This is a genomic window from Pseudomonas sp. B3G-3 (assembly GCF_028640915.1).
Classification (GTDB): domain Bacteria; phylum Pseudomonadota; class Gammaproteobacteria; order Pseudomonadales; family Pseudomonadaceae; genus Aquipseudomonas; species Aquipseudomonas chlororaphis_I.
Map to the genome: position 1 here is coordinate 152035 of NZ_JAQZAB010000104.1, position 19885 is coordinate 171919.

Annotated in this window: 20 protein-coding genes and 1 pseudogene; 17 read left to right on the top strand and 4 right to left on the bottom strand. The window is 63.9% G+C overall.

Going from position 1 to position 19885, the window contains the following annotated elements:
* Positions 1–96: 96 nt before the first annotated feature.
* Entirely contained in the window at positions 97–732 is a 636-nt protein-coding gene (locus PVZ80_RS14810) for a flagellar biosynthesis protein (RefSeq protein ID WP_235184584.1), read from the top strand.
* Between the two features lie 186 nt (positions 733–918).
* On the opposite strand, the gene PVZ80_RS14815 is transcribed toward PVZ80_RS14810, so the two are convergent.
* Positions 919–1182, bottom strand: coding sequence for a hypothetical protein (locus tag PVZ80_RS14815; protein WP_016704711.1), 264 nt, complete (start codon positions 1180–1182; stop codon positions 919–921).
* A gap of 422 nt (positions 1183–1604) precedes the next feature.
* Here PVZ80_RS14815 and PVZ80_RS14820 point away from each other — a divergent pair, with 422 nt between their 5' ends.
* The 14 genes from PVZ80_RS14820 to PVZ80_RS14885 all read left to right on the top strand — a co-directional run bounded on the left by PVZ80_RS14820 (position 1605) and on the right by PVZ80_RS14885 (position 15681).
* A complete protein-coding gene (locus tag PVZ80_RS14820; RefSeq protein WP_273864115.1) occupies positions 1605–3071 on the top strand; it encodes a PAAR domain-containing protein in 1467 nt (488 codons plus the stop codon).
* On the top strand, positions 3068–3454 hold the full coding sequence (locus tag PVZ80_RS14825; protein WP_028682433.1) for a hypothetical protein: 387 nt from the start codon (positions 3068–3070) through the stop codon (positions 3452–3454). The genes PVZ80_RS14820 and PVZ80_RS14825 overlap by 4 nt, the downstream gene beginning before the upstream one ends.
* Before the next feature lie 80 nt (positions 3455–3534).
* Positions 3535–4137, top strand: a complete 603-nt coding sequence (locus tag PVZ80_RS14830; RefSeq protein ID WP_028682432.1) for a GNAT family N-acetyltransferase — start codon at positions 3535–3537, stop codon at positions 4135–4137.
* A 392-nt stretch (positions 4138–4529) separates the two neighbouring features.
* Complete coding sequence (locus PVZ80_RS14835; RefSeq protein WP_169897782.1) at positions 4530–5141, top strand: transposase; 612 nt, start codon at positions 4530–4532, stop codon at positions 5139–5141.
* A 74-nt stretch (positions 5142–5215) separates the two neighbouring features.
* The gene (locus tag PVZ80_RS14840) at positions 5216–6877 is read left to right on the top strand and encodes a ShlB/FhaC/HecB family hemolysin secretion/activation protein (RefSeq protein ID WP_273864116.1); all 1662 of its coding nucleotides are present in this window, start codon (positions 5216–5218) and stop codon (positions 6875–6877) included.
* Between the two features lie 20 nt (positions 6878–6897).
* Positions 6898–8727 (top strand): DUF2341 domain-containing protein, encoded by a 1830-nt coding sequence (locus PVZ80_RS14845; protein WP_273864117.1) that lies wholly within the window; start codon positions 6898–6900, stop codon positions 8725–8727.
* 11 nt (positions 8728–8738) lie between these two features.
* Positions 8739–9164, top strand: coding sequence for an ExbD/TolR family protein (locus PVZ80_RS14850; protein ID WP_009048781.1), 426 nt, complete (start codon positions 8739–8741; stop codon positions 9162–9164).
* 4 nt (positions 9165–9168) lie between these two features.
* Positions 9169–9876, top strand: a complete 708-nt coding sequence (locus PVZ80_RS14855) for a TonB C-terminal domain-containing protein (protein ID WP_016704718.1) — start codon at positions 9169–9171, stop codon at positions 9874–9876.
* Positions 9877–9919: 43 nt separating this feature from the next.
* The gene (locus tag PVZ80_RS14860; RefSeq protein WP_016704719.1) at positions 9920–11614 is read left to right on the top strand and encodes a putative porin; all 1695 of its coding nucleotides are present in this window, start codon (positions 9920–9922) and stop codon (positions 11612–11614) included.
* Positions 11615–11662: 48 nt separating this feature from the next.
* Positions 11663–12307 (top strand): hypothetical protein, encoded by a 645-nt coding sequence (locus PVZ80_RS14865; protein WP_038636573.1) that lies wholly within the window; start codon positions 11663–11665, stop codon positions 12305–12307.
* Between the two features lie 20 nt (positions 12308–12327).
* The gene (locus PVZ80_RS14870) at positions 12328–12834 is read left to right on the top strand and encodes a YbjN domain-containing protein (RefSeq protein ID WP_273864118.1); all 507 of its coding nucleotides are present in this window, start codon (positions 12328–12330) and stop codon (positions 12832–12834) included.
* The gene (locus PVZ80_RS14875) at positions 12831–13784 is read left to right on the top strand and encodes a peptidylprolyl isomerase (protein ID WP_016704722.1); all 954 of its coding nucleotides are present in this window, start codon (positions 12831–12833) and stop codon (positions 13782–13784) included. The genes PVZ80_RS14870 and PVZ80_RS14875 overlap by 4 nt, the downstream gene beginning before the upstream one ends.
* Positions 13785–13962: 178 nt before the next feature.
* Positions 13963–14940 carry a LysR family transcriptional regulator gene (locus tag PVZ80_RS14880; protein WP_124340087.1) on the top strand — a complete coding sequence of 326 codons (978 nt, stop codon included), beginning with the start codon at positions 13963–13965 and terminating at the stop codon, positions 14938–14940.
* A 222-nt stretch (positions 14941–15162) separates the two neighbouring features.
* The gene (locus tag PVZ80_RS14885; RefSeq protein WP_273864119.1) at positions 15163–15681 is read left to right on the top strand and encodes a GNAT family N-acetyltransferase; all 519 of its coding nucleotides are present in this window, start codon (positions 15163–15165) and stop codon (positions 15679–15681) included.
* A gap of 172 nt (positions 15682–15853) precedes the next feature.
* Here PVZ80_RS14885 and PVZ80_RS14890 read toward each other — a convergent pair whose 3' ends face one another.
* On the bottom strand, positions 15854–16552 hold the full coding sequence (locus PVZ80_RS14890; RefSeq protein WP_273864120.1) for an aspartate/glutamate racemase family protein: 699 nt from the start codon (positions 16550–16552) through the stop codon (positions 15854–15856).
* A gap of 79 nt (positions 16553–16631) precedes the next feature.
* Between PVZ80_RS14890 and PVZ80_RS14895 the strand changes: the two genes are divergently transcribed.
* Together PVZ80_RS14895 and PVZ80_RS14900 are read left to right on the top strand one after the other, a co-directional pair.
* A complete protein-coding gene (locus tag PVZ80_RS14895) occupies positions 16632–17450 on the top strand; it encodes a helix-turn-helix domain-containing protein (protein ID WP_273864121.1) in 819 nt (272 codons plus the stop codon).
* Positions 17451–17573: 123 nt separating this feature from the next.
* Positions 17574–18065 carry a hypothetical protein gene (locus PVZ80_RS14900; protein ID WP_029527213.1) on the top strand — a complete coding sequence of 164 codons (492 nt, stop codon included), beginning with the start codon at positions 17574–17576 and terminating at the stop codon, positions 18063–18065.
* A 9-nt stretch (positions 18066–18074) separates the two neighbouring features.
* Here PVZ80_RS14900 and PVZ80_RS14905 read toward each other — a convergent pair whose 3' ends face one another.
* Positions 18075–18470, bottom strand: a complete 396-nt coding sequence (locus PVZ80_RS14905) for a hypothetical protein (protein ID WP_016704727.1) — start codon at positions 18468–18470, stop codon at positions 18075–18077.
* Between the two features lie 1022 nt (positions 18471–19492).
* A pseudogene (locus PVZ80_RS14910) lies at positions 19493–19807 on the bottom strand (PAAR domain-containing protein); the annotation flags it as partial.
* Between the last annotated feature and the right edge of the window lie 78 nt (positions 19808–19885).

Here is a 19885-nt window from a genome sequence, read left to right on the forward strand (position 1 = left end):
GCATTTTAATGTCATTGCGCATTATTCTGCGCCACCCGAATACGCCTGTGGGCGTCGGGCGGCCTTATTTTCTGAATCAGAACTGGATGGATGCCAATGACTGAAGTCGTCATGAAATACCTGAAACTCGCTGGTTTGCTGCTGGCGACCACGACCTTGTTCGGCTGCGCCACCAGCCGTTCGGTGGTAGATATCGACGGGCCTGAAGTGGCCAGCGGCAACGGCCAGAAGGTGATGATCAACGTGCTCGACGAGCGTCGTTTTGAAGCCGATCCGCGCAGTGCCGACATTCCTTCGCTGAAGAATGGCGAGATCAACGACAAGGCGATCACCGAGCGCGCGATTGCGCGCAAGCGCAATGGCTATGGCATGGGGCTGGGCGATGTGCTGTTGCCGGAGGGCGTCAAGGTCAGCACGCTGATTGCCAAGAGCATCGGCGCAGCCTACGGCAAAGCCGGTTATCAAGTGGTGCCGAGCACCGAGCAGGCGTCGGATGCCAGGACCATCACCGTGCATGTGGTCGAGTTCTGGTCATGGATGTCGCCCGGTGCCTTCTCCGTTGCGGTGAACAACAAATCGCATCTGAAGGTGGACACCGGTAGCGCGTCCTCGCCTGTCGAGGTCAAGACCTTGAAACGCGAAGGCATGCAAATGATTACCGAGGACGACTGGAAACTGATCACCGAGGCTGGCTTGCAGGCCATCAGCGAGTCCATGGCCAAGCAACTCTGAATCCAGGGTTGTTCAACTGCCGGGCGCCCGCATGCTGATGGGGCCCCGAGCGCTTACTTCCCTGACGTTTGCTCTGTAGCCGCTGCCGAAGGCTGCGATAAGGTCCGAAGGACCTTCAGCGGTCTTGAAACCGTCACGGCCATTCGGCCGATCGCAGCCTGCGGCAGCGGCTACAGGTGTGCGGTGTCAGGCCTGCAGGCGCCAGCCCATGACGTCGAGCAGGTCGCAGCTGTCGCGCAGCAGGATGGCGCTGGCGTTGGCCAGGTGTTGCAGGTCGGCGCTGTCGGCGTCTTTCAGGTCGAGGCGGGCGAGGCTTTCCAGCACTTGGGTGACGGCCAGCAGGCGCGCTGCGCTGTTGGCGTGAAGGACGTCCAGTGGGGTGTTCTTGTCGATCAGCAGGCAGGGGATGAGGCTGTCGATGCCCGTGAGGGGAATGTATTGCTTGTTCATGGGGTACTCCTTCGCGGATGAGAGGAGCTGCCGTCGTCGCCAAACGAAAGGGTGGCAGCTGCACGCAGGTTGGCGAACCGACCATCCACAAATCGGCAGATCCGAAGATCTCCCGCGCACAGCCGCCATAAAAGATCGCCGCGAACATAAAGGCCCGACGGCAAAGATTGCAAGCGTGACTGCTTGTAGATGAATGGCCAGGTCGCCAAACCCGGTCGCCTTATGGGCGAGCCAGGACTATAGGGCGTGGTTTGCGCAGCAAACAAGTCAGCACTTTCTGCAAGTTGTGTAGGGCCAATCGCTGTCCGTTGCCCGTTGTTTTACGCGGGTTTCAGAGGGGCAAGCTTTTCAGGATCGCCTGATTCAGCCGCCTGATTTTCGTCGTTACGTTCGAGGCAAATTCCTCATGGAGAACGTAGCTCATGGCCTTTGTCATCAGGGAAGGCGACCCCACCACAACCGGCGGCAAGGTCATTGCCGGATCGGCCACCACCTTTGTCGTGGATCAACGGGTCGCCCGCATTGCCGACCCGGTGTGGTGCCCGGTGTGCCAGACGGTGGGCTATATCGCCGAAGGCCATCACACCTGGGCGGATAACCACCAAGCCACGGCGGTGGAGGGTGGCCTTGTGCAGTGCGGCTGCCCGACCGGGGCCAACCGCCTGATCGCTACTCAGCGGACGGTCTGCTCCGGGAATCAACCGACTATCCCGCTCGACAGCGATTACATCGGGCCCGCGGTGATCAATACCCAGCGCTGGGCCGACGCGATTCATAAGGGGTATCCGCAGAATGAGTTTGCCGATGCGGTGCCGCGGGATCAGGTACGCGGCTTGAGCGTTGCTCACGGCAATATCGTTTCTCCGCCGCTGTCCGTGCAGGACACACAGCATTTGGTGGAGCCGGGGTTTCATATCGTGCAAACGCCGATGACCCGCGCCGCGCTGGAGACGGTGCTGTTCGGCCAGGCCGATGAGGCTGTGCTGGAGAAATTCCGCCGGCTCAATCCCCAGCTATCGAGTTCTGCCAAACCTGGGCAACTTGTTGTGCTCAGTCATCCCGACAACTATCAATGCACCCGTGAAGAAGCCTTGCTGATGGAAGCGGCGGAGAAGGTCAGTGCGGCATTGGCGTCCATGAGTGATGAGGAAGCCGCTTTTATGCTCAAGTATCGGGCGCAGGTTGAGTCGATGCTGTCCTATGGTTCGACGACACTAAACGTCGGCACGGCGGCCGCGGGTAACCACATGGATGGTTTGAAAAGGACACTGCTGGATATCGAAGCGCTTCATCAGAAGTTCTTTCTGCGGGATGGGCATTTGCGCAGCGTCGAGTTCTTCAGTGAAAGAAAAAAGCTGTTCGTGCAGTTGGACGCTAGCCTGCTGTCCATTACAAAAATGAGCATTGCCTTTCCTGACCACTCCAGCCTTAAGAGTGCCCTGGGGATTTCCAGTCGCAGCTTGGTGCATCGCTGGACTCAGGCGGGCGCAGTGGGGCAGATACCGGGGTACGCCACGCATATTGAGGGTGTTTCCCGGGCGTCCAGGATTCTAAAGTGGGGTGGTTGGATTGGGACGGCTCTTGGTGGTGGGGCCTCTTATGTGAAGGTGCAGGATGTTTGTTTGGCGGGAAGCAAGGAGGCGTGTGAGAAGGTGAAGTTTACCGAGACGGGGAGTTTTACAGGCGGGGTAGCTATCGGGGCAATCGCTACTCCCTTTATAAACTCCGGCGCGGCAACTATCTGTGCTGCGGTTGCAGCGTCCACCGGTGGTATCGGGGGGCTTGCATGTGGCCTGGTACTGATCGGCGGAGGTACCTATGCAGCCGGAAAGGCGGGGGAAGGCGGCGGGAAGTTTCTTGGAGAACTGCTTTATGGAACAGAAAAATGAACGAAATAACGACTGCACATATCGTACTTGGCTTTTTTATGGCGGGAACTATTCTCGGGGCCTTCATTATGATTGGTGTGCACCTCTATTGGATTCGCAACCATTTGAATGAGGCACTTGAGCACTTCAAGAACAGCCCCATCGTCAATCAACAAAGGGGGTTTCTGTATTTCGGAACCTGGGGAAAGATGGCGGTGATTGGGGGCATAGCAGGCTTTCTGGCGCACTCCGGTTACTTTATTAAAAGGGGGCTGCTAGATGCTGATGAGGTCGATAGTTTTCCTGAACCACTCAAGAAAAAATTGATCGCCTCGCATTATATTCTGGGAGGGCTGCTGACAAAGTTCTTCATAGAATATGCAGTGATGGAGTTGATTACGTAGCAAAAGCCAGCGCTGAACAAGTATTTGAGTCAACACGAAAATAACAAGCAGCGACATTCACTTCAGACAAGGACAACCCCATGACAGACCTCAAACCCTCGCAACCGGGGGCTGTCGACGCTATTGCCTACAACCGGGCCTCTTCGGCCGTGCAGCGAGCATTTACCTTGTTGCAGCAGCGCGTCTATCCCGAGCCGGATGCGCCTGAAGAAGCGCAGGTCGCACCGCTGCACGATCCTGTGTTCGACGCATTCTCGTTCTATATCGGCACGCACGACAGGGTGGTCAGCTATGCCGCCGTTGCCATGAAGACCATCGAGCATGCTGGCGACACCTTCGACATTGGCGGGCTCAGCTGCGTCATGACTGATCCCGACTATCAGGGGCAAGGCCTGGGGTTGAGGACAGTCGCCGCGGCCACCCGCTGCATGGAGCACAGCCATCTCGATATTGGCGTCTTCACCTGTGACCCACCCTTGGCGCGTTTCTATGCTCGGGCCGGTGGTTGGACGATTGCGCCGGATGTGGTCCTGACCGGCAACCGGCACGACGGGGCGTTGCGCAGCGACACGCTGGGTAAAGTCGTGCTGTTGCGGCTGTTTTCCGCGAAGGCCAGGGCGGCGGCGTCGGATTTTGCCAGCGGGGTCATCGACCTGGGCCTGCCAGACGGGCAGTTTTTATAGCGGCGGCGATGGTGGTGGGCTGGGAGTCTCGTGTACTCCATCCAGCGTATCAGCGACAGTGCCGACGCCATCGCGGGCAAGCCTCGCTCCTACCCGTTCTCTGAGCCCCGATGAACGCGGGGCTCTAGCCTTTTTCGGCTCGTCTGCTGGCGGGTCGGTGCTATCTGGGCCGGCCTCACGGGGCCCCCGTCTTTCTTGGATATCCCCTATCCGATTCGAGTACCTGGTGTTCTCAGCGTTGTCATCGCGAACAACCCCCACCCTCTGGTGAATGAAGCTTTTGTGACAAAAGTTCGGTAGCACTTAGCCAGTCCCGTCATGGATATGTGACGCGCTTGAGGGGGCCTTCTGGCCACTGTTCTGAGCCGAGGCGGGACGCCGGGAGTGAGGTTATGGGGACTATGGAACGCTACGCGAAAGTGGGCATGCAGGAGCTGGATCAGCGGCTGTCGAAGATCGTCGAAGCCGCGCGCAAGAAGCCGGTATCGGTCTATCGCTACGGTGCGCCGTGGGTCTGGATCGTTTCCCAGGATGACTGGCAGGGCGCCTTGAAGGAGGTGTCGAGCTATATCCCACCGGGCCATTCGCTGGTGTTGCTGCGCCCGCAGATCGACGCCTTGCTCGACCAGCACCGCGACATTCTCCAGGGCCTGGATGCCGAGCCCGGCATGCTCATCGCCCCACGCACGGTGATGCACATCCTGCTGTTGCAGCTGCTGTATTCGGTGCCCGGCGAGCAGCAGTTGTACGAGCAACTCAATTACAACCTGCTGTTTCGCTGGTTCGTCGGCCTGGACCTGAACCAGAAGGTCTGGAGCCTCGGCGTGCTGAGCCGCGACATCGCCACGCTGTTGAACGATGCGCGGGCGGTGCTGCTGATCCAGAAAATCATCGGTGAAGTGTTCTGTGGCGCCTTGCTGCAAATGCCCGAGTTCTCGTTGAACTTCGCGCTGCTGCACAGCTGGCTGGCCAAGCACGCCACGACATCGACCTTGAGCAATTGAGGCGGCCAAACGCCGTACAGACGGCGACGGCGGTTTCGACGCGGTTCGACATTCTTGGAAATCTAGGGGGCGGTGTGGAGCATCTGTTCGATAGGGGGCGGCCGGGGCCGACCAGGCGCTGGCTGCCGGTGTGCGGCTGGCTGGCGCTGGTTGCGCTGAGCCCGCCGTTGTTGGCCGAGGAGGGCGGCCCGGTGGAAAGCGAACCGGTGCCAGGCAGCGCATCGCAAGGCGAGGCCGCGCCTGCGCGGCTGGTGGATGTGAATGAGTACTTCGTGCGCGGCAACACCGTGCTCGATGCCCGGGCCATCGAAGAGGCGGTGTATCCCTTCCTCGGCCCGCAGAAGGCCCTGGGCGATATCGAGGGCGCCCGCGACGCGTTGCAGAAGGTCTACCAGGCCCGCGGTTACCAGTCGGTGTTCGTCGAGTTGCCGGAGCAGAAGGTCGAGGACGGCATCGTCTACCTGCAGGTCAGCGAGACCAAGGTCGGGCGGGTGCGGGTGGTGGGGGCCAAGCATTATTCGCCGGTGGAAATCCGCGACGAGGTGCCGGCGCTGCAGGAAGGCCAGGTACCGGATTTCGCCAAGGTCCAGGGCCAGCTGGCGAGCCTGAACAAGACTCCCGGGCGTCAGGTCATGCCGCTGGTCCGCGAAGGCCAGCGCCCCGGCACCATGGACGTCGACTTGCAGGTGGAGGACCAGAACCCCTGGCAGGCCAGCATCGGCCTGAACAACGACTACAGCGCCGACACCAAGCACCTGCGGGCGGTCACTAGCCTGGGCTACAACAACCTCTGGCAGCTGGGCCACAGCATTTCCCTGACCTATTTCACCGCGCCCGAGGACCAGGACAACGCCAAGGTCTGGTCCGGTTCCTACACCGCGCCGCTCAATGAGCGCTGGAGCCTGCAGTTCGCCGGCTACAAGTCTGACAGCAACGTCGCCACCATCGGCGGCAGCAATGTGCTGGGCAAGGGCCATTCCTACGGCCTGTCGCTGATCTACAGCCTGCCGGCCAGCGGCGCCTGGGCCAACTCGTTCTCGGTCGGGGTGGATTTCAAGGACTTCGAGGAAGAGCTGAGCCTGGGCGGCGAAAGCGACAAGGTGCCGCTCAAGTACGCGCCGTTCACCTTCGCCTACAACGGCTTCCGCTACACCGAGACCTCCCAGCTAGGCCTGGGCCTGAGCCTGGTGGCCGGCACCCGCAGCCTGTTCGGCTACAGCAGTTCGGACGAAGACTTCGACTACAAGCGCTACCGCGCCAACCCCAGCTTCGCCGTGCTCAAGGGCGATCTGAATTACACCTACACCTTCGCCAATGACTGGCAGAGCGCATCCAAGGCCGCGTTCCAGCTGGCCTCGGGGCCGCTGGTGTCCAACGAGCAGTTCTCCGCCGGCGGCGCCACCTCGGTGCGCGGCTACCTGGCGGCCGAGCGCACCAGCGACGACGGCTACCTGTTTTCCCAGGAGCTGCGCACGCCGTCCCTGGCCAAGTACCTGGGCGGTTATGTCAACGAATGGCGTTTTTACGCCTTCGCCGAAGGGGCCCGGATGTACCTGCGCGATGAGCTTCCCGACCAGGAGGCCGACTACAGCCTGGCCAGCGTCGGCCTGGGCACCCGCGCCAGCTTGAGCAAATGGCTTTCCGGCAGCCTGGACTGGGGTTACCCGCTGCTTGATGGACCGAACACCCAGAAACAGGACTCGCGCGTGCACTTCAGTGTGCAGGCGACGTTTTGATCTTTCACGGAGTAACTTTCATGCAGCGCTTACTGATTTCCCTGTTGATCTGCCTGGGCTTCGTGCTCCCGGCGACCGCCCAGGCGTGGTGGCAGGACGACTGGCACTACCGCAAGCAGATCTCCATCGACACCACGCCGCAGGGCGCGGCCATCAACCAGGCCCTGGGCCGCACCGCGCTGCTGGTGCGCCTGCACACCGGCAACTTCAGCTTTGACGGGGTCAAGGAAGACGGCTCCGACCTGCGCTTCGTCAGCGCCGATGACAAGACCGTGTTCAACCACCAGATCGAAAGCTTCGACCCGCTGATGGGCATGGCCCTGGTCTGGGTCGATGTGCCGAACGTGGAGGGCGGCCAGCGCCAGGACATCTGGATGTACTACGGCAACCAGAAAGCCCCGGCCAGCGCCAATGGCCAGCTGACCTTCGATCCGAACTACATCGCCCTCTATCACTTCGACGGCGCCAACGGCACCCCGGCCAAGGACACCACGGCCTATGGCAACCACGCGCAGAACACCACCGGTGCGAGCATCGACGGGGTCATCGGCCGGGCCTTGCAGTTCAACGGCCAGCCGCTGCTGCTGCCGGCCAGCCCGTCGCTGCAACACAGCGCCGAGGGCGCCTTTACCTTCAGCGCCTGGCTGCGCCTGGACCAGGCCAGCGGCGAGCAACTGCTGCTGGCCCGGCGTGAAGGGGCCAACAGCCTGCTGATCGGGGTCAACCAGGGGGTGCCTTTTGTCGAGGTCGACGGCCAGCGCGCGGTGTCGACCCAGCCGCTCAATCCCGGGCAGTGGCAGCACCTGGCCCTGACCGCTCAGGGCAGCCAGCTGGCGCTGTGGGTCAATGGCCGCGAAAGCGCCCGCCTGGCGGTGGCGCTGCCGGCGTTCAATTCGCCGCTGGCCATCGGCGCCGACCTGCCGCCGGTAGCGGGGGCCGAGGCCGCTACCGAGGCCAGTGCGTTCCTGCCGTTCAACGGCGCCATCGACGAGCTGCGCCTATCCAAGGTGGCCCGTCCCGCCGGCCTGCTGTTGGCCGATGCCGCGGCCCAGGGCGCCGAGTCGAAGCTGGTGGTGTACGGCGTCGATGAAGAACAGTCGGGCTTCGGTTTCGGCAGCCTGGGCTTCTTGCTCAAGGCGGTGCCGGTGGATGCCTGGGTGATCATCGCGGTGCTGGTGCTGATGATGTTCCAGTCGTGGATCATCATGATCCGCAAGAACCGCATGGTCGGCCGCGTCAGTAGCGCCAACCAGCTGTTCCGCGAGCAGTTCGCCCGGGTCGGCACTCGCCTGGAAATGTTCGCCGACGACCGCGAACTGGCCCAGCGCCTGGAGCATTCCTCGCTGTGGCGCCTGTACCAGGTGGCGGTCCAGGAGATCCGCACCCGTCGCGAGCAGGGCGCCGACACCTCGTCGGTCTCGGCGGCGACCATCGAAGCCATCCGCTGCTCCATGGACGGCGTGCGCACCCGCGAGAACCAGCAGCTCAGCTCCAAGCTCTCGACCCTGTCCAACGCCATTGCCGGCGGGCCCTACATCGGCCTGCTGGGCACGGTGCTGGGGATCATGGTGGTGTTCCTCGGCACGGCCATGGCCGGCGACGTGAACATCAACGCCATCGCCCCGGGCATGGCCGCGGCCTTGCTGGCCACCGCCATGGGCCTGTTCGTCGCGATCCCGGCGCTGTTCGGCTACAACCGGCTGATTACCCGCAACAAGGAAGTCAGCGCCGACATGCGGGTGTTCGTCGACGAGTTCATCACCCGTCTGGCCGAGCTGCATGGCGCCGGCCAGTCCAGTGAAGCCGCGCCGGCGCGTGGGCATAACGCCAACGCCAGCGTACCGGCCTGAGGAGAAACGTCATGGCTTCTGTGAACGCCTCCCACGACGACGATGACGACGCGGCAGTCGACAGCATCAACATCACGCCCCTGGTGGACGTGCTGATGGTGGTGCTGGTGATGTTCATCCTCACCGCCACCGCCCAGGTTTCCGGGATCCAGATCAACCTGCCCAAGGCCAGCGCCTCGGTGTCGCTGTCCGAGGCCAAGACCAAGGCGATCTCGGTCAACGACGGCGGCCAGGTGTTCCTCGACGCCTACCCGGTGACCTTGCCCGAGCTGGAAGAACGCCTGCGCATGGAAAAGGCCCTGAACCCGGACTTCCCGGTGATCGTGCGCGGCGACGCCACGGTGCAGTACCAGAAGGTCATCGAGGTCCTGGACCTGCTGCGCCGGCTGGAGCTGTCCCAGGTCGGGCTGGTCACCGGCAAACCGAGCCAGGGCTGACCCCATGACCGCACAACAACCGATCCACCTGCCGCCCGTGAAGAACCGCACGGCGCCGCGCCTGCTCAAGTGGGGCGTGGGCCTGCTGCTGGGGGCCGGCGCTGCCTGGCTGCTCTGGCAGTGGGCCAACGACATGAGCGGGGTGCGCCGCGAGGCGCCCAAGGTGCCGACCATCATCCCGTTGCCGCCACCACCGCCACCGCCGCCGGAAAAACCCAAGGAGCCGGAGCCGCCGGTCGAGGAGAAGGTGCCCGAACCGGAACCGACCCCGGAGCCGGAACAGGTCAAGCCCGAGGAAGAGGCGCCGCCGTCGCCGGTGGACGATCTGGCTAACCCGATGCAGATGGATGGCGATGCCCAGGCCGGCAGCGACGCCTTCAACATCGGCGCCGGCAAGGGCGGCGGCATGGCCGGCTCCGGCGGTGGGCGCCTGGGCAACGGCACCTACAGCCAGTTCCTGGCCTTCACCTTCCAGCGCGTGCTGCGGGAAAACCCGGACCTGCGCAACCAGGCCTTTTCGCTGCAAACCGACGTCTGGCTGAGCGCCGTCGGCGAGATCACCCGGGTCGAGCTGGTCAAGTCCAGCGGCAACCCGCAAATCGACACCCTGGTGCTGGCCGCCTTGCGCGGCGCACCGCACCTGACGGAACGGCCGCCGGCCTCCCTGACCTTGCCTGTACGCCTGTCCCTGCAGGGGCGGCGTCCGGGTTAACCGAACGACTGATGCAAGTTTTGCCAAAAGGAGCTGTGTGCAAATGATTTCCAACGTGAATCGATTGTCCCTGGCGATCGGCATGGTCATCGCGACCCTGGTGGGACCGGTAGCGGCCGCGCCCGCCGCGCCCTCGGAAAACGCCACGATCAATCTGATCCGTTTGCTGGTGCAGCAGGGCGTGCTGAAACAGGAGCAGGCCGACGGCCTGATCGCCCAGGCCGAGCGCGAAGCGCAGCAGGCGCGCCAGGCCAACACCGCGGTGGCGGCAGGGCCGGCGGCGACGCCGGGGGATGTGCGGGTGCAATACGTGCCGGCCATTGTCCGCGACCAGATCCGCGACCAGGTCAAGGCCGAGGTCATGGCCACCGCCAAGCAGGAAAACTGGGCCCAGCCCAACACTTTCCCGGACTGGGTGTCGCGCATCAGCTTCGACGGCGACATTCGCCTGCGCGACGAGTCGCGCTACTACTCGGGCAGTAACAGCAACGAGATCGTCGACTTCGCCAAGCTCAACGACAAGGGCCCGTACGACGTCAACCCCAACAGCAGCTCCAACCTGCCGCCCTTGCTCAACACCCGCGAGGATCGCGAGAACCTGTTCCGCCTGCGTGCCCGGCTGGGCATGAAGGCGCAGGTCGCCGAGGACTGGACCGCCGGCATCCGCATCGGCACCGGCTCGGACAACAACCCGGTGTCCACCACCCAGACCCTGGGCGGCGGGTTCGGCAAGAAGGACATCTGGCTCGACCAGGGCTACCTGACCTGGAAGGCCACCGACGAGCTGACCCTGACTGGCGGGCGGATCGCCAACCCGTTCTTCTCCACCGACCTGCTGTATTCCAACGACCTGAATTTCGACGGCGTGGCGGCGATCTTCAACCACAAGCTCAATCGTGACTGGGGCCTGTTCGGTACGGTCGGCGCGTTCCCGGTGGAGTACACCAACGACACCTCCACCAGCAACGGCTTCGACAAGGAAGAGAGCGACAACAAATGGCTGTACGGCGCGCAGATCGGCGCCAACTGGGCAATCAACAGCAACCACCGGCTCAAGGGCGCGCTGGCCTATTACCGCTTCGACGACATCGAGGGCCAGCGCTCCAGTGCCTGCGAACCCTGGGCCGGGGCGCCGGGCTGCGACAGCGACGGCAGCCGCGTGGCCTTCATGCAGAAGGGCAACAGCGTGTTCCTGCTGCGCGACATCACGCCCAATCCGCTCAACCCGGCCGCCACCGCGCAGCCGCAGTTCGTCGGCCTGGCCTCGGAGTTCAACCTGCTGGACCTGAACCTGGTGTGGGACGCCGACCTGCCGGAGAACTTCAAGCTGCGCAGCCAGGCCAACTACGTCCACAACCTGGGCTACGACGAAGGCGAGATGCGCAAGCGCTCCGCAGGCCAGATCGTCAACAACCTGGACAGCAACGGCGAGCTGGAAAGCGGCGCCAACGCCTGGATGGTGCAGTTCACCCTGGGCAACAGCCTGGAGCTGGCCAAGCAGGGCGACTGGAACCTGTTCGCCGGCTACAAGTACATCCAGCCCGATGCGCTGCCTGACGGCTTCAACGATTCCTCGTTCCACCTCGGCGGCACCAACGCCAAGGGTTACTTCCTCGGTGGCAACTACGGCCTGGCCAAGAACGTCTTCGCCACCGGCCGCTGGCTGAGCTCCGAGGCGGTGTACGGCGCGCCGTTCGACATCGATGTCTTGCAGCTTGAAATCAACACGCGCTTCTAGGGCGCAAGGGGCATTGTCATGACCAGTCTTGCTATGAACAGCACGGCGATGAACACGCGAGCCAGGGCAGGGCGCTGCCTGTTGTTGACGCTGGGCGTGCTGCTGGCCAGCGGGGCCAGCGCCGAAGGCATGGAGGAGCGCCTGCGCACCCAGTTGCGCAGCACCACCCAGCAGTTGCAGGCCCTGCAGAGCGAACAGGCCCAGGCCAGCGCCGCCCGCGTCGCCGCCGAGAACCAGGCCAGGCAGGCGCAGGCGCAGATCAAGCAACTGACCGCCGACCTGGCCAAGGCCCGCGGCGTCGCCGAGCAACTGGCCGGCCAGCAGCAGAACCTGCACAGCCAGGCCCAGGCGCAGATGGCCGCCAGCAGCGAGCAGATCGGCAAGTTCAAGAAGGCCTATGACGAGTTGCTGGTCATGGCCCGGGCCAAAGAGGCCGAGCGGGCCCGGCTCCAGGCGCAATTGAGCGAACGTGACACACAAGTGCAGCAATGTTCGGTCAAGAATCAGCAGATGTATGGCGTGGCCAAACAGATTCTCGCGGCCTACGAAAAGATCGACGTGGCCGAGGTGATGAAAATCCGCCAGCCCTTCGCCGGCGGCGCCCGGGTCAAGTTCGAGGAACTGGCCCAGGGCTTTGGCGACGACCTGTACAAGACCCAGTTCGATGCCCCCCAGGCAGCGAGCACCCACTGAATATCAGGGAAGAATCGAGCATGACTGAACCAACCCAACTGATCGCCAGCGTCACCCCGCAGAGCCTCACCGAACTGCTGCAAGGCGCCGGCTACCGGGTCAACCAGACCGACCAGAACGGCATCGTGCAACTGCTCAGCGCCAGCCAGGGCATCGGCTACGCCGTGCGCTTCGGCAACGCGGCGGGTGCTGAACCGGGCCGCTATGTGGACTTCACCTTCAGCTGCGCGCTGCGGGTCCAGGGCGAGTTGCCGGCGGGCCTGGCCGAACTGTGGAACGCCTCGCGACGCTTTGCCCGGCTCTCGGTGCAGGGCGAGTTCCTGGTGATGGAAATGGACGTGGTGGTGGCCGGGGTCAGCCACGATCACCTGCGCAGCCAGCTGGAACTCTGGGACCGGCTGTTGCAGGAATTCATCGTCTACCTGCGCGACTACAGCCAGCACGCCGCGCGCCTGCAGGCCCAGGCCGATGCGCCCGAAGCAGCGCCTGAAACAACGCCCGAGGCCGCCGAGGTGCCTGCGCAGTGAAGAAGCCAAGCCTGATGGTCGGTGTCGGAGCCCTGGCCCTGGTGGCGCTGGCGGTGTGGCTGGGCGTGCGCCCGGGCAGCGACCCGGTGGCGGCGCAACAGCCCAGGCCGATGGCCGCCAGCCCGGTCGACGATGGCCCGGCGGTGGCGCGCCTGGGTAACCAGCGGGTGGCGCCGGAGGAGCTCAAGGCGCTGTTCGCGGCGTTGCCCGAGCCGTCCCGCGAGCAGCTGCGGGGCAATCGCCCGGCCCTGGAAAACTGGATTCGCACCCGCCTGGCGGAAAAGGCTGTGCTCGAACAGGCCGATGCCCAGGGCTGGCGCCAGCGTCCGGACGTGGCCTTGCAGACCCGGGTGGCCACCGAGCAGATTGTCTTTCGCGACTACTTGCGTTCGGTCAGCCAGGTGCCGGCCGGTTACCCCAGCGAGGCCGAGTTGCAGCAGGCCTACGACGCGGGCAAGGCGCAGTGGCAGACCCCGGCCTTGTACCGGGTCAGCCAGATCTTCCTCGCGGTGAGTGACCCGCAGGCGCTGGAAGCAACGCGCAAGCAGGCCCAGGAACTGAGCAAGAAGGCCCAGGCCGCCCCCGGCGACTTCGCCGCCCTGGCCAGCCAGTATTCCCAGGAGCCCGACAGCGCCCGGCGCGGCGGCGACTCGGGTTTACAGCCGTTGCAGCAGTTGGTGCCCGAGGTCCGCGGCGCGGTGGCGCGCCTGAAGGTCGGCGCGGTGTCCGATGCGGTGCAGAGCGCGGCGGGTTTTCACGTGCTCAAGCTGACCGAGCAACAACCGGCCCGCACCGCGACCCTGGACGAGTTGCGCGAACGCCTGACCCAGGCCCTGCGAGCGCAGCGCCAGGAGCAGATCGCCAAGGCCTACCTGGAAGGCATGCTCGACACCGCGACCCTGAGTATCGACGGCGCGCAGTTGAACAAGGTGCTGGAGGAAAAGCTGTAGGGGGGCGGCGTGGCTGATTCCGCTATCGCGAGCAATCGAGCGTCGACCGGCTGCTCCTACACAAGCAACGCAATCCCCCTGTAGGAGCGAAGCTTGCTCGCGATGGACGGCAACGCCGTCCGACCCGCTATGAACAACGTGCAATGGATGCCATCACCCACACGACAGGGAGTCACCCATGTCCTTTCTGGAACCCGCCCCGATCTCGGGCATCACACCCTACATCGCTCCGGCCGAACCCCGGGAAGCCTGGCTGGCCCTGGCCGCCGGAATCGAGCCGGAGCTGGCCCAGTATTTCCTGGTCACCGCCCGTTGCGGCTGCTTCATGCAGGCGGCGCGCAGCCTGAACATCAAGTCGACGCTGCTGCGCAAACAGCTGGCGCACCTGGAGGCACAGTTGCGTCGCTCCTTGTTCAGCTTCCAGGGCAGCGCCCTGAGCCTCAGCCGCGAAGGCCAGCAACTCAAGGCGCAACTGATCGCCCTGGCTCACGAACGCACGCTGCCGGTGCTCGAACAGCCGCTGCTGCGCCTGGCGGTGGCCGAGTCGATCCTGCATGACATCCTCGGCCGCGACCTGATTTCCCTGTTGCGGCGCAACGCCAGCGTGCGCCTGGAGATCATCTCCATCGACAGCGAGCTGTCGCTGCGGGCCCTCAGCGCCGACGTGGTGGTGTGGCTGGGCGGGGTGGATTCGCCGGCACCGGGGCCGAGTTTCGTCACCAGTCCGCCGCAGCCGCTGGTGCGCCTGGACTATCTGCCGCATATCGCCAAGCGTTACTCGCGGGTCGCGGCGCGCCCCGACAGCCTGGACGACCTGGCCGACTACATGCTGGTGCAGTGGCAGCAGGATCGTCAGGTCGAGCCGCTGCGACCGTGGAACCAGTTGGTGGAGCAGCGCCTGGCGGGGGTGGTGCAGGTGCATTCCTACGCGCTGATGCTGGAGATGATCCGTTGCAGCGCCTGCATCGGCCTGCTGCCCCATTACATGAGCCGCTTCGACCGCGGCCTGACAGCACTGCCCGGGCTGTTCGACGAGGCCATGCCGCGTCAGGTATGGATGGCGGTGAATGCCGAAGTGGAGCACGACGCCGAGGTGCGGATGCTGGTGGAGCTGATCCTGAACACCTTCAATGAGCGCAGCGAATGGTTTGAATAGCCGCCGGCACGCTGCTGCTTCGCCCTGCTTCTGTAGGAGCGAAGCTTGCTCGCGAAACAATCTCAAGGACGACGCAAGACCTACTGGCCTAATCGCCAGCAAGCTGGCTCCTGCAGGAGGGCGGTTGTACCGGAGAAGGCGCCTGCAACACGCTCCCTCTCGCCACCCGTGCCACTGGCGCTCTACACTCGACGGCCCTACTGCATAAACCAAGGAAGACTTATGCCCGTCGAGACCCCCACCTTCGTCATCGAACGTTTCAGCGAAGCCCATGTGCAGGGCATCACCGCGCTGTACAACGACCCTGCGGTCGCCTGTCAGACCCTGCAAATGCCATTTCAACCTTCCGAGGTCTGGCGCAATCGCCTGGCGCCGAACAACGAACGGCTGGTATCGCTGGTGGTGCTGCACCAGGGCGCGGTGATCGGCAGTTGCAGCATCGAGCAGTACTCGCGCATCCGCCGCGCCCATTGCGGCGGCGTCGGCATGGGCGTGGCGGTGGAATGGCAGGGCCAGGGCGTCGGCAGCCGCTTGTTGGCGGCGGTGCTGGACGTGGCGGACAACTGGATGAACCTGCATCGGGTAGAACTGACGGTGTTCGCCGACAACGAAGCCGCCCTGGGCCTGTACCGCAAGTTCGGCTTCGAGCGCGAAGGTCTGCTGCGTGATTACGCGGTGCGCGACGGTCAGTACGTCGACGTCCTGAGCATGGCGCGCCTGCGCCGCACGCCCCAGGCCTGATTCGCCCCTGTAGCCGCTGCCGAGCGCCAGCGAGGCTGCGATCGCCCGGAACGGGCGCGGCGGACTTCAGATTGCTGAGGTCCTTCGGACCTATCGCAGCCTCGCTGAAGCTCGGCAGCGGCTACAGGCTAGCGGCGGTCAATAGGGGGAAGTCAGGCTCGAGCTGAATGCACTACCACTCACCATCCAAGGCAAACGCCACCGCTGCCCGCGCATGCAGCTCGGTGGTGTCCAGCAGGGGCAGGGGGCTGTGTTCCGGTTTGAGCAGCAGGCCGATCTCGGTGCAGCCGAGGATGATGGCCTGGGCGCCGCGCTCCATCAGGGCCTGGATCACCTGCTGGTAGCGCTGGCGCGAGGTCTCGCTGATGACGCCCACGCACAACTCGTCGTAGATGATCCGGTGCACGGCCTGGCGGTCCACGGCGTCCGGCACCAGCACCTTGAGGCCGCGATCGACCAGGCGCAGCTTGAGAAAATCCTGTTCCATGGTGAAGGCCGTGCCCAGCAGGCCCACGCTGAGGGTTCCAGCCTCGAGCGCGGCTTCGGCGGTCGGGTCGGCGATGTGCAGGAAGGGCACCGACAGCACGGCCTGAATCTGCTCGGCGACCTTGTGCATGGTGTTGGTACAGAGCACCACGCACTCGGCGCCACCGGCCTCCAGGCGGCGCGCCGCATCCACCAGGATCTCTGCCGCGAGGTCCCAGCGCCCGGCGTGCTGGGCCTGTTCGACAGGCCCGAAGTCGACGCTGTACATTAGCAGCCGCGCCGAACGCAGCGGGCCGAGACGGTCCCGTACCTGCTGGTTGATAAGGCGGTAATACTCGGCGCTGGACTCCCAGCTCATGCCGCCGATAAGGCCGATGGTGCGCATACACAGCTCCTGTTGCTGACCAACCTGAATGCCGAGAGTGTCCCGTGGCACAGCCCCGCGATCTATCAAGAAATTTCATATGCCCGGCGTGCTGAGCGACAAGGCCCAGGGCTACGAGCTGCCGCGCCGCGAGCTGCTGGGCGGCACGCTCGACCTGCAATTGCTGCCGCGCGCGGCCTACAGTGCGCGCGATCCGTTGCAGTGGCAAAGCCTCGGCGTGAGCCTGGAGCGCCAGCGGGGCGTGCATGCCATCGGCAGCGACCGGCGCGAGGATTTCGACAGCTGGCCGGGGACCCTGGCCTTGACCCCGGCCGGGGTCGAGGTGTTTTCCGAGTCGCCCCACGGCGGTGAATACCTGCTGCTGCGCTGGCTGGCCGAACCACAGGGCCTGGATATCGCCAGCGGTTCGCGGCGTCTGCAGCTGCCAGGACATGCGAGGGCCCTGGCGCTGGGACGGCAGGCGCGGCGGCTGTTGCTGGACCCCAACCAAGATCAGTTGGCCCTGGAACAATGCGCCTTGCAGTTCGCCGGCCTGGCCGTCCTCGACAAACCACCGACCAAAGCTGTCAGGCGCACCGAGTTCAGCCGGGTGCTGACGCTGATCGACCAGCAGTTCGCCGAGCCCCTGTCACTCTCTGAACTGGCGGCCTGCAGCGGGCGCAACGAACTGCGGTTCCTGCGCGACTTCACCCGCGCCATCGGCATGACGCCCCATGCCTGGCTGGTCGAAGTGCGGGTCCAGGCGGCGCGCCGGCTGATCGAGCACAGCGACCTGTCGCTCGCCGCCATCGCCCTGGAAACCGGTTTCGCCCACCAGTCCCATATGGGCAGCGCCTTTCGCAAGATCCTCGGCCTGACCCCCAGCCAGTACCGCGCCCTCCGCTGCGGGCGGGGCTGAGGGCGAGCGCGCGTTCACCGTTCGGCAGCCGTGCCGCCAGGGTTCGGCTTTTAGTCATACGACGCGGGCGTGCATCTGCCATGATCGAGTTCCGCAATCGCGGTTCCTCGAAGAGGCATGAACATGGACGACGTACAGCAACTGGGCGAGATGCTTCGCCACTACGCCGAAAGCGAAGCCCACAAGAAACAGCTGTTCGAAAGCCAGTCGGTGGTCTGGACGAACCGTATCAATGAGCTGTTCGAGCATATCCAGCAGTGGCTGGCGCCGGTGCTGATGCCGGACCTGCTGGCCTTGACTCGCGAACCCTACGTGGCCTTCAGCCCCAGCGTCCCGGTGGAAACCTCGACCTTCAAGACCGAGAAACTGACCATCGTCATCGCCGGCAAACCGGTGGAGTTCGTGCCCGATGTGATGGGCGCCGCCGGGCAGATTTCCCTGGCGGTGATGGGCCTGACCGCCGCGCGTTACGGCAGCGTGTCCCTGGTGGGCCTGCCCGACGGCAGCTGGCAATGGCGCAAGGCCAATGGCCTGAAGGAACCCGACGTCTTTACCTTCGACGGCAACTTCCTGGCGTCGCAGCTGCAGGTGCTGATTCCCCGGGAGCGTGGGTGAGGTCAGGGATCAGGGCTGCGGAGCTGGCAGCACCTTGAGTTGATAGATCCTCTGCGCTTTCTGCCCTGGGCATTGAGTCCCGTAGCTACTGGCATACGCGTTGATGGTATAGGTGCCCGGCGTCAGCGGTTTGCCAGTGATCAGCGCGTAATGGGTTCTTTTCTGGTAACTCAGCTCCAACCCCTCGGGCAACGGGTAGTCGGGGTGGATATAAAAACCGGTCAGCGGCGTATCGGCGCCCACCACCTCCAGCTTGACGCTGAACGGCTGGCCGGCGACGGCACTGGGCAGTGTCTCTGGCTGCATTGTGAGATCCGGACGGGTATAGCAGCCGGGAACAAATCCCAGCCCACAACCGCTGAGCATGAGTGAAAGAGCAATAGCGGAAATCAGTGCGCGCTTCATGGGAGTTTCCTGGGGGCCGTTCAAGGGATCTTGCTGAACACAAGGCCGCCGTATATGTATTTGAGAATGGTCTGCAGGGTCGATCCCGCTGGGATCTGATGCAACAACTCACCCCAGGAAAAGATCCTCGAGGAACTGATGGTGTCACTCGGTGCAGTGGCCGGGGTGATGGGGCCGGATAAGGTTTTTGCCGGTTGCTCCCAGGTAACCCAGTGGTTTTTCATTTGCCCTGCATTGGCTGCCAGCATCCCCGCGCCGATAAGGGTCGCGACATGAGTACCGGGGCGAATGTACTGGAACAGTTCGCTCAACTGATTCTGGTTTATATGGGACGAGAACTGGGTGTTGTCGAAAAGGATCTCGGCTCCTGCTTGCTTGAACCATTTTCTGAGCCCCGCGGGCAGGGTGATCCCAGAGAACATGTCATCTGGTTCGTCATAGGCGAACAATATGTTTTCACTGTCACGCAAGCTGGCCAGGGTGATCCAGTCGATAGCCCAGATGCGGTCACCTTCTGCACCGTGACTGAAGTTTTTTGGATTGCAGGCGCCGTGGCTCGGCTTGATGTGCAACTGCCCGATGGTCGTTTCACCGGTTTCCCAGAGCTCGGTGATGGCTTTTGCGTACAGGTCGGGGCGATCCATCAACAAGGCATAGAAGAAGGTGGCCGGACCGCAGAGGCTGGTCTCTTTCTGGTCGGGGTAGGCGCTGATCGGATGAAAGCGTTTCAGGCTGCCACCCTGCGCCTTGGCCAGACGAGCCTCGATCTGCTCGTGAATCTTGCTCTTCTCGAACGGGTCTCGTGGGGTGCCCATGGGGTGAGCCGGATCGTTGAAGACCCGCTCCTTTATCGGTGCTGCCTGAAAGTCGTCGAGAATTTTTGCTGCTGCCACCAGCGGATTGCTGACGGCGGCCGGGATGGTCGGGGTCAGCGCTGCTACAGCTGGCGCGCCAGTCAGCGCTGCGGCCTGCGGGGCAGAAGGCGCGGGAGGCAGCAGGGCGGCCACGACGGCAGCTGTGTTCGGCATCGCCGACACCGCGCTGACGGGCGCCGCTGTAACGGTATCGCCAATGATCACACTGCCCGAACCGCCGACGATAATGCTGCCGTGGTCACCGGTACTGCTCTGTACCGCGGCATTGCGGCCATTGATGAAGACGGTTGCCGACACCCCACCGACGATCGCCGCACCGCAGGCGCTCTGGTCGTTGTGCCGGGCCGCGGCCAGGCCGTCGAAAAGAACATCGGGGGAGCCGCTGACGATGGGGTTGGTGCCGTGGCCCGGCATCGGGCAGGAAGTCGGGTCGGTTACCCGCGCGGCCGGTTTTCCGCTCATTCTAGAAACGTCCGTGTTTGTTCAGCGGCGAAGACTAAGCGAAACACCCGCCGTTGGCCAATCGGGCTCCGTTGCAGT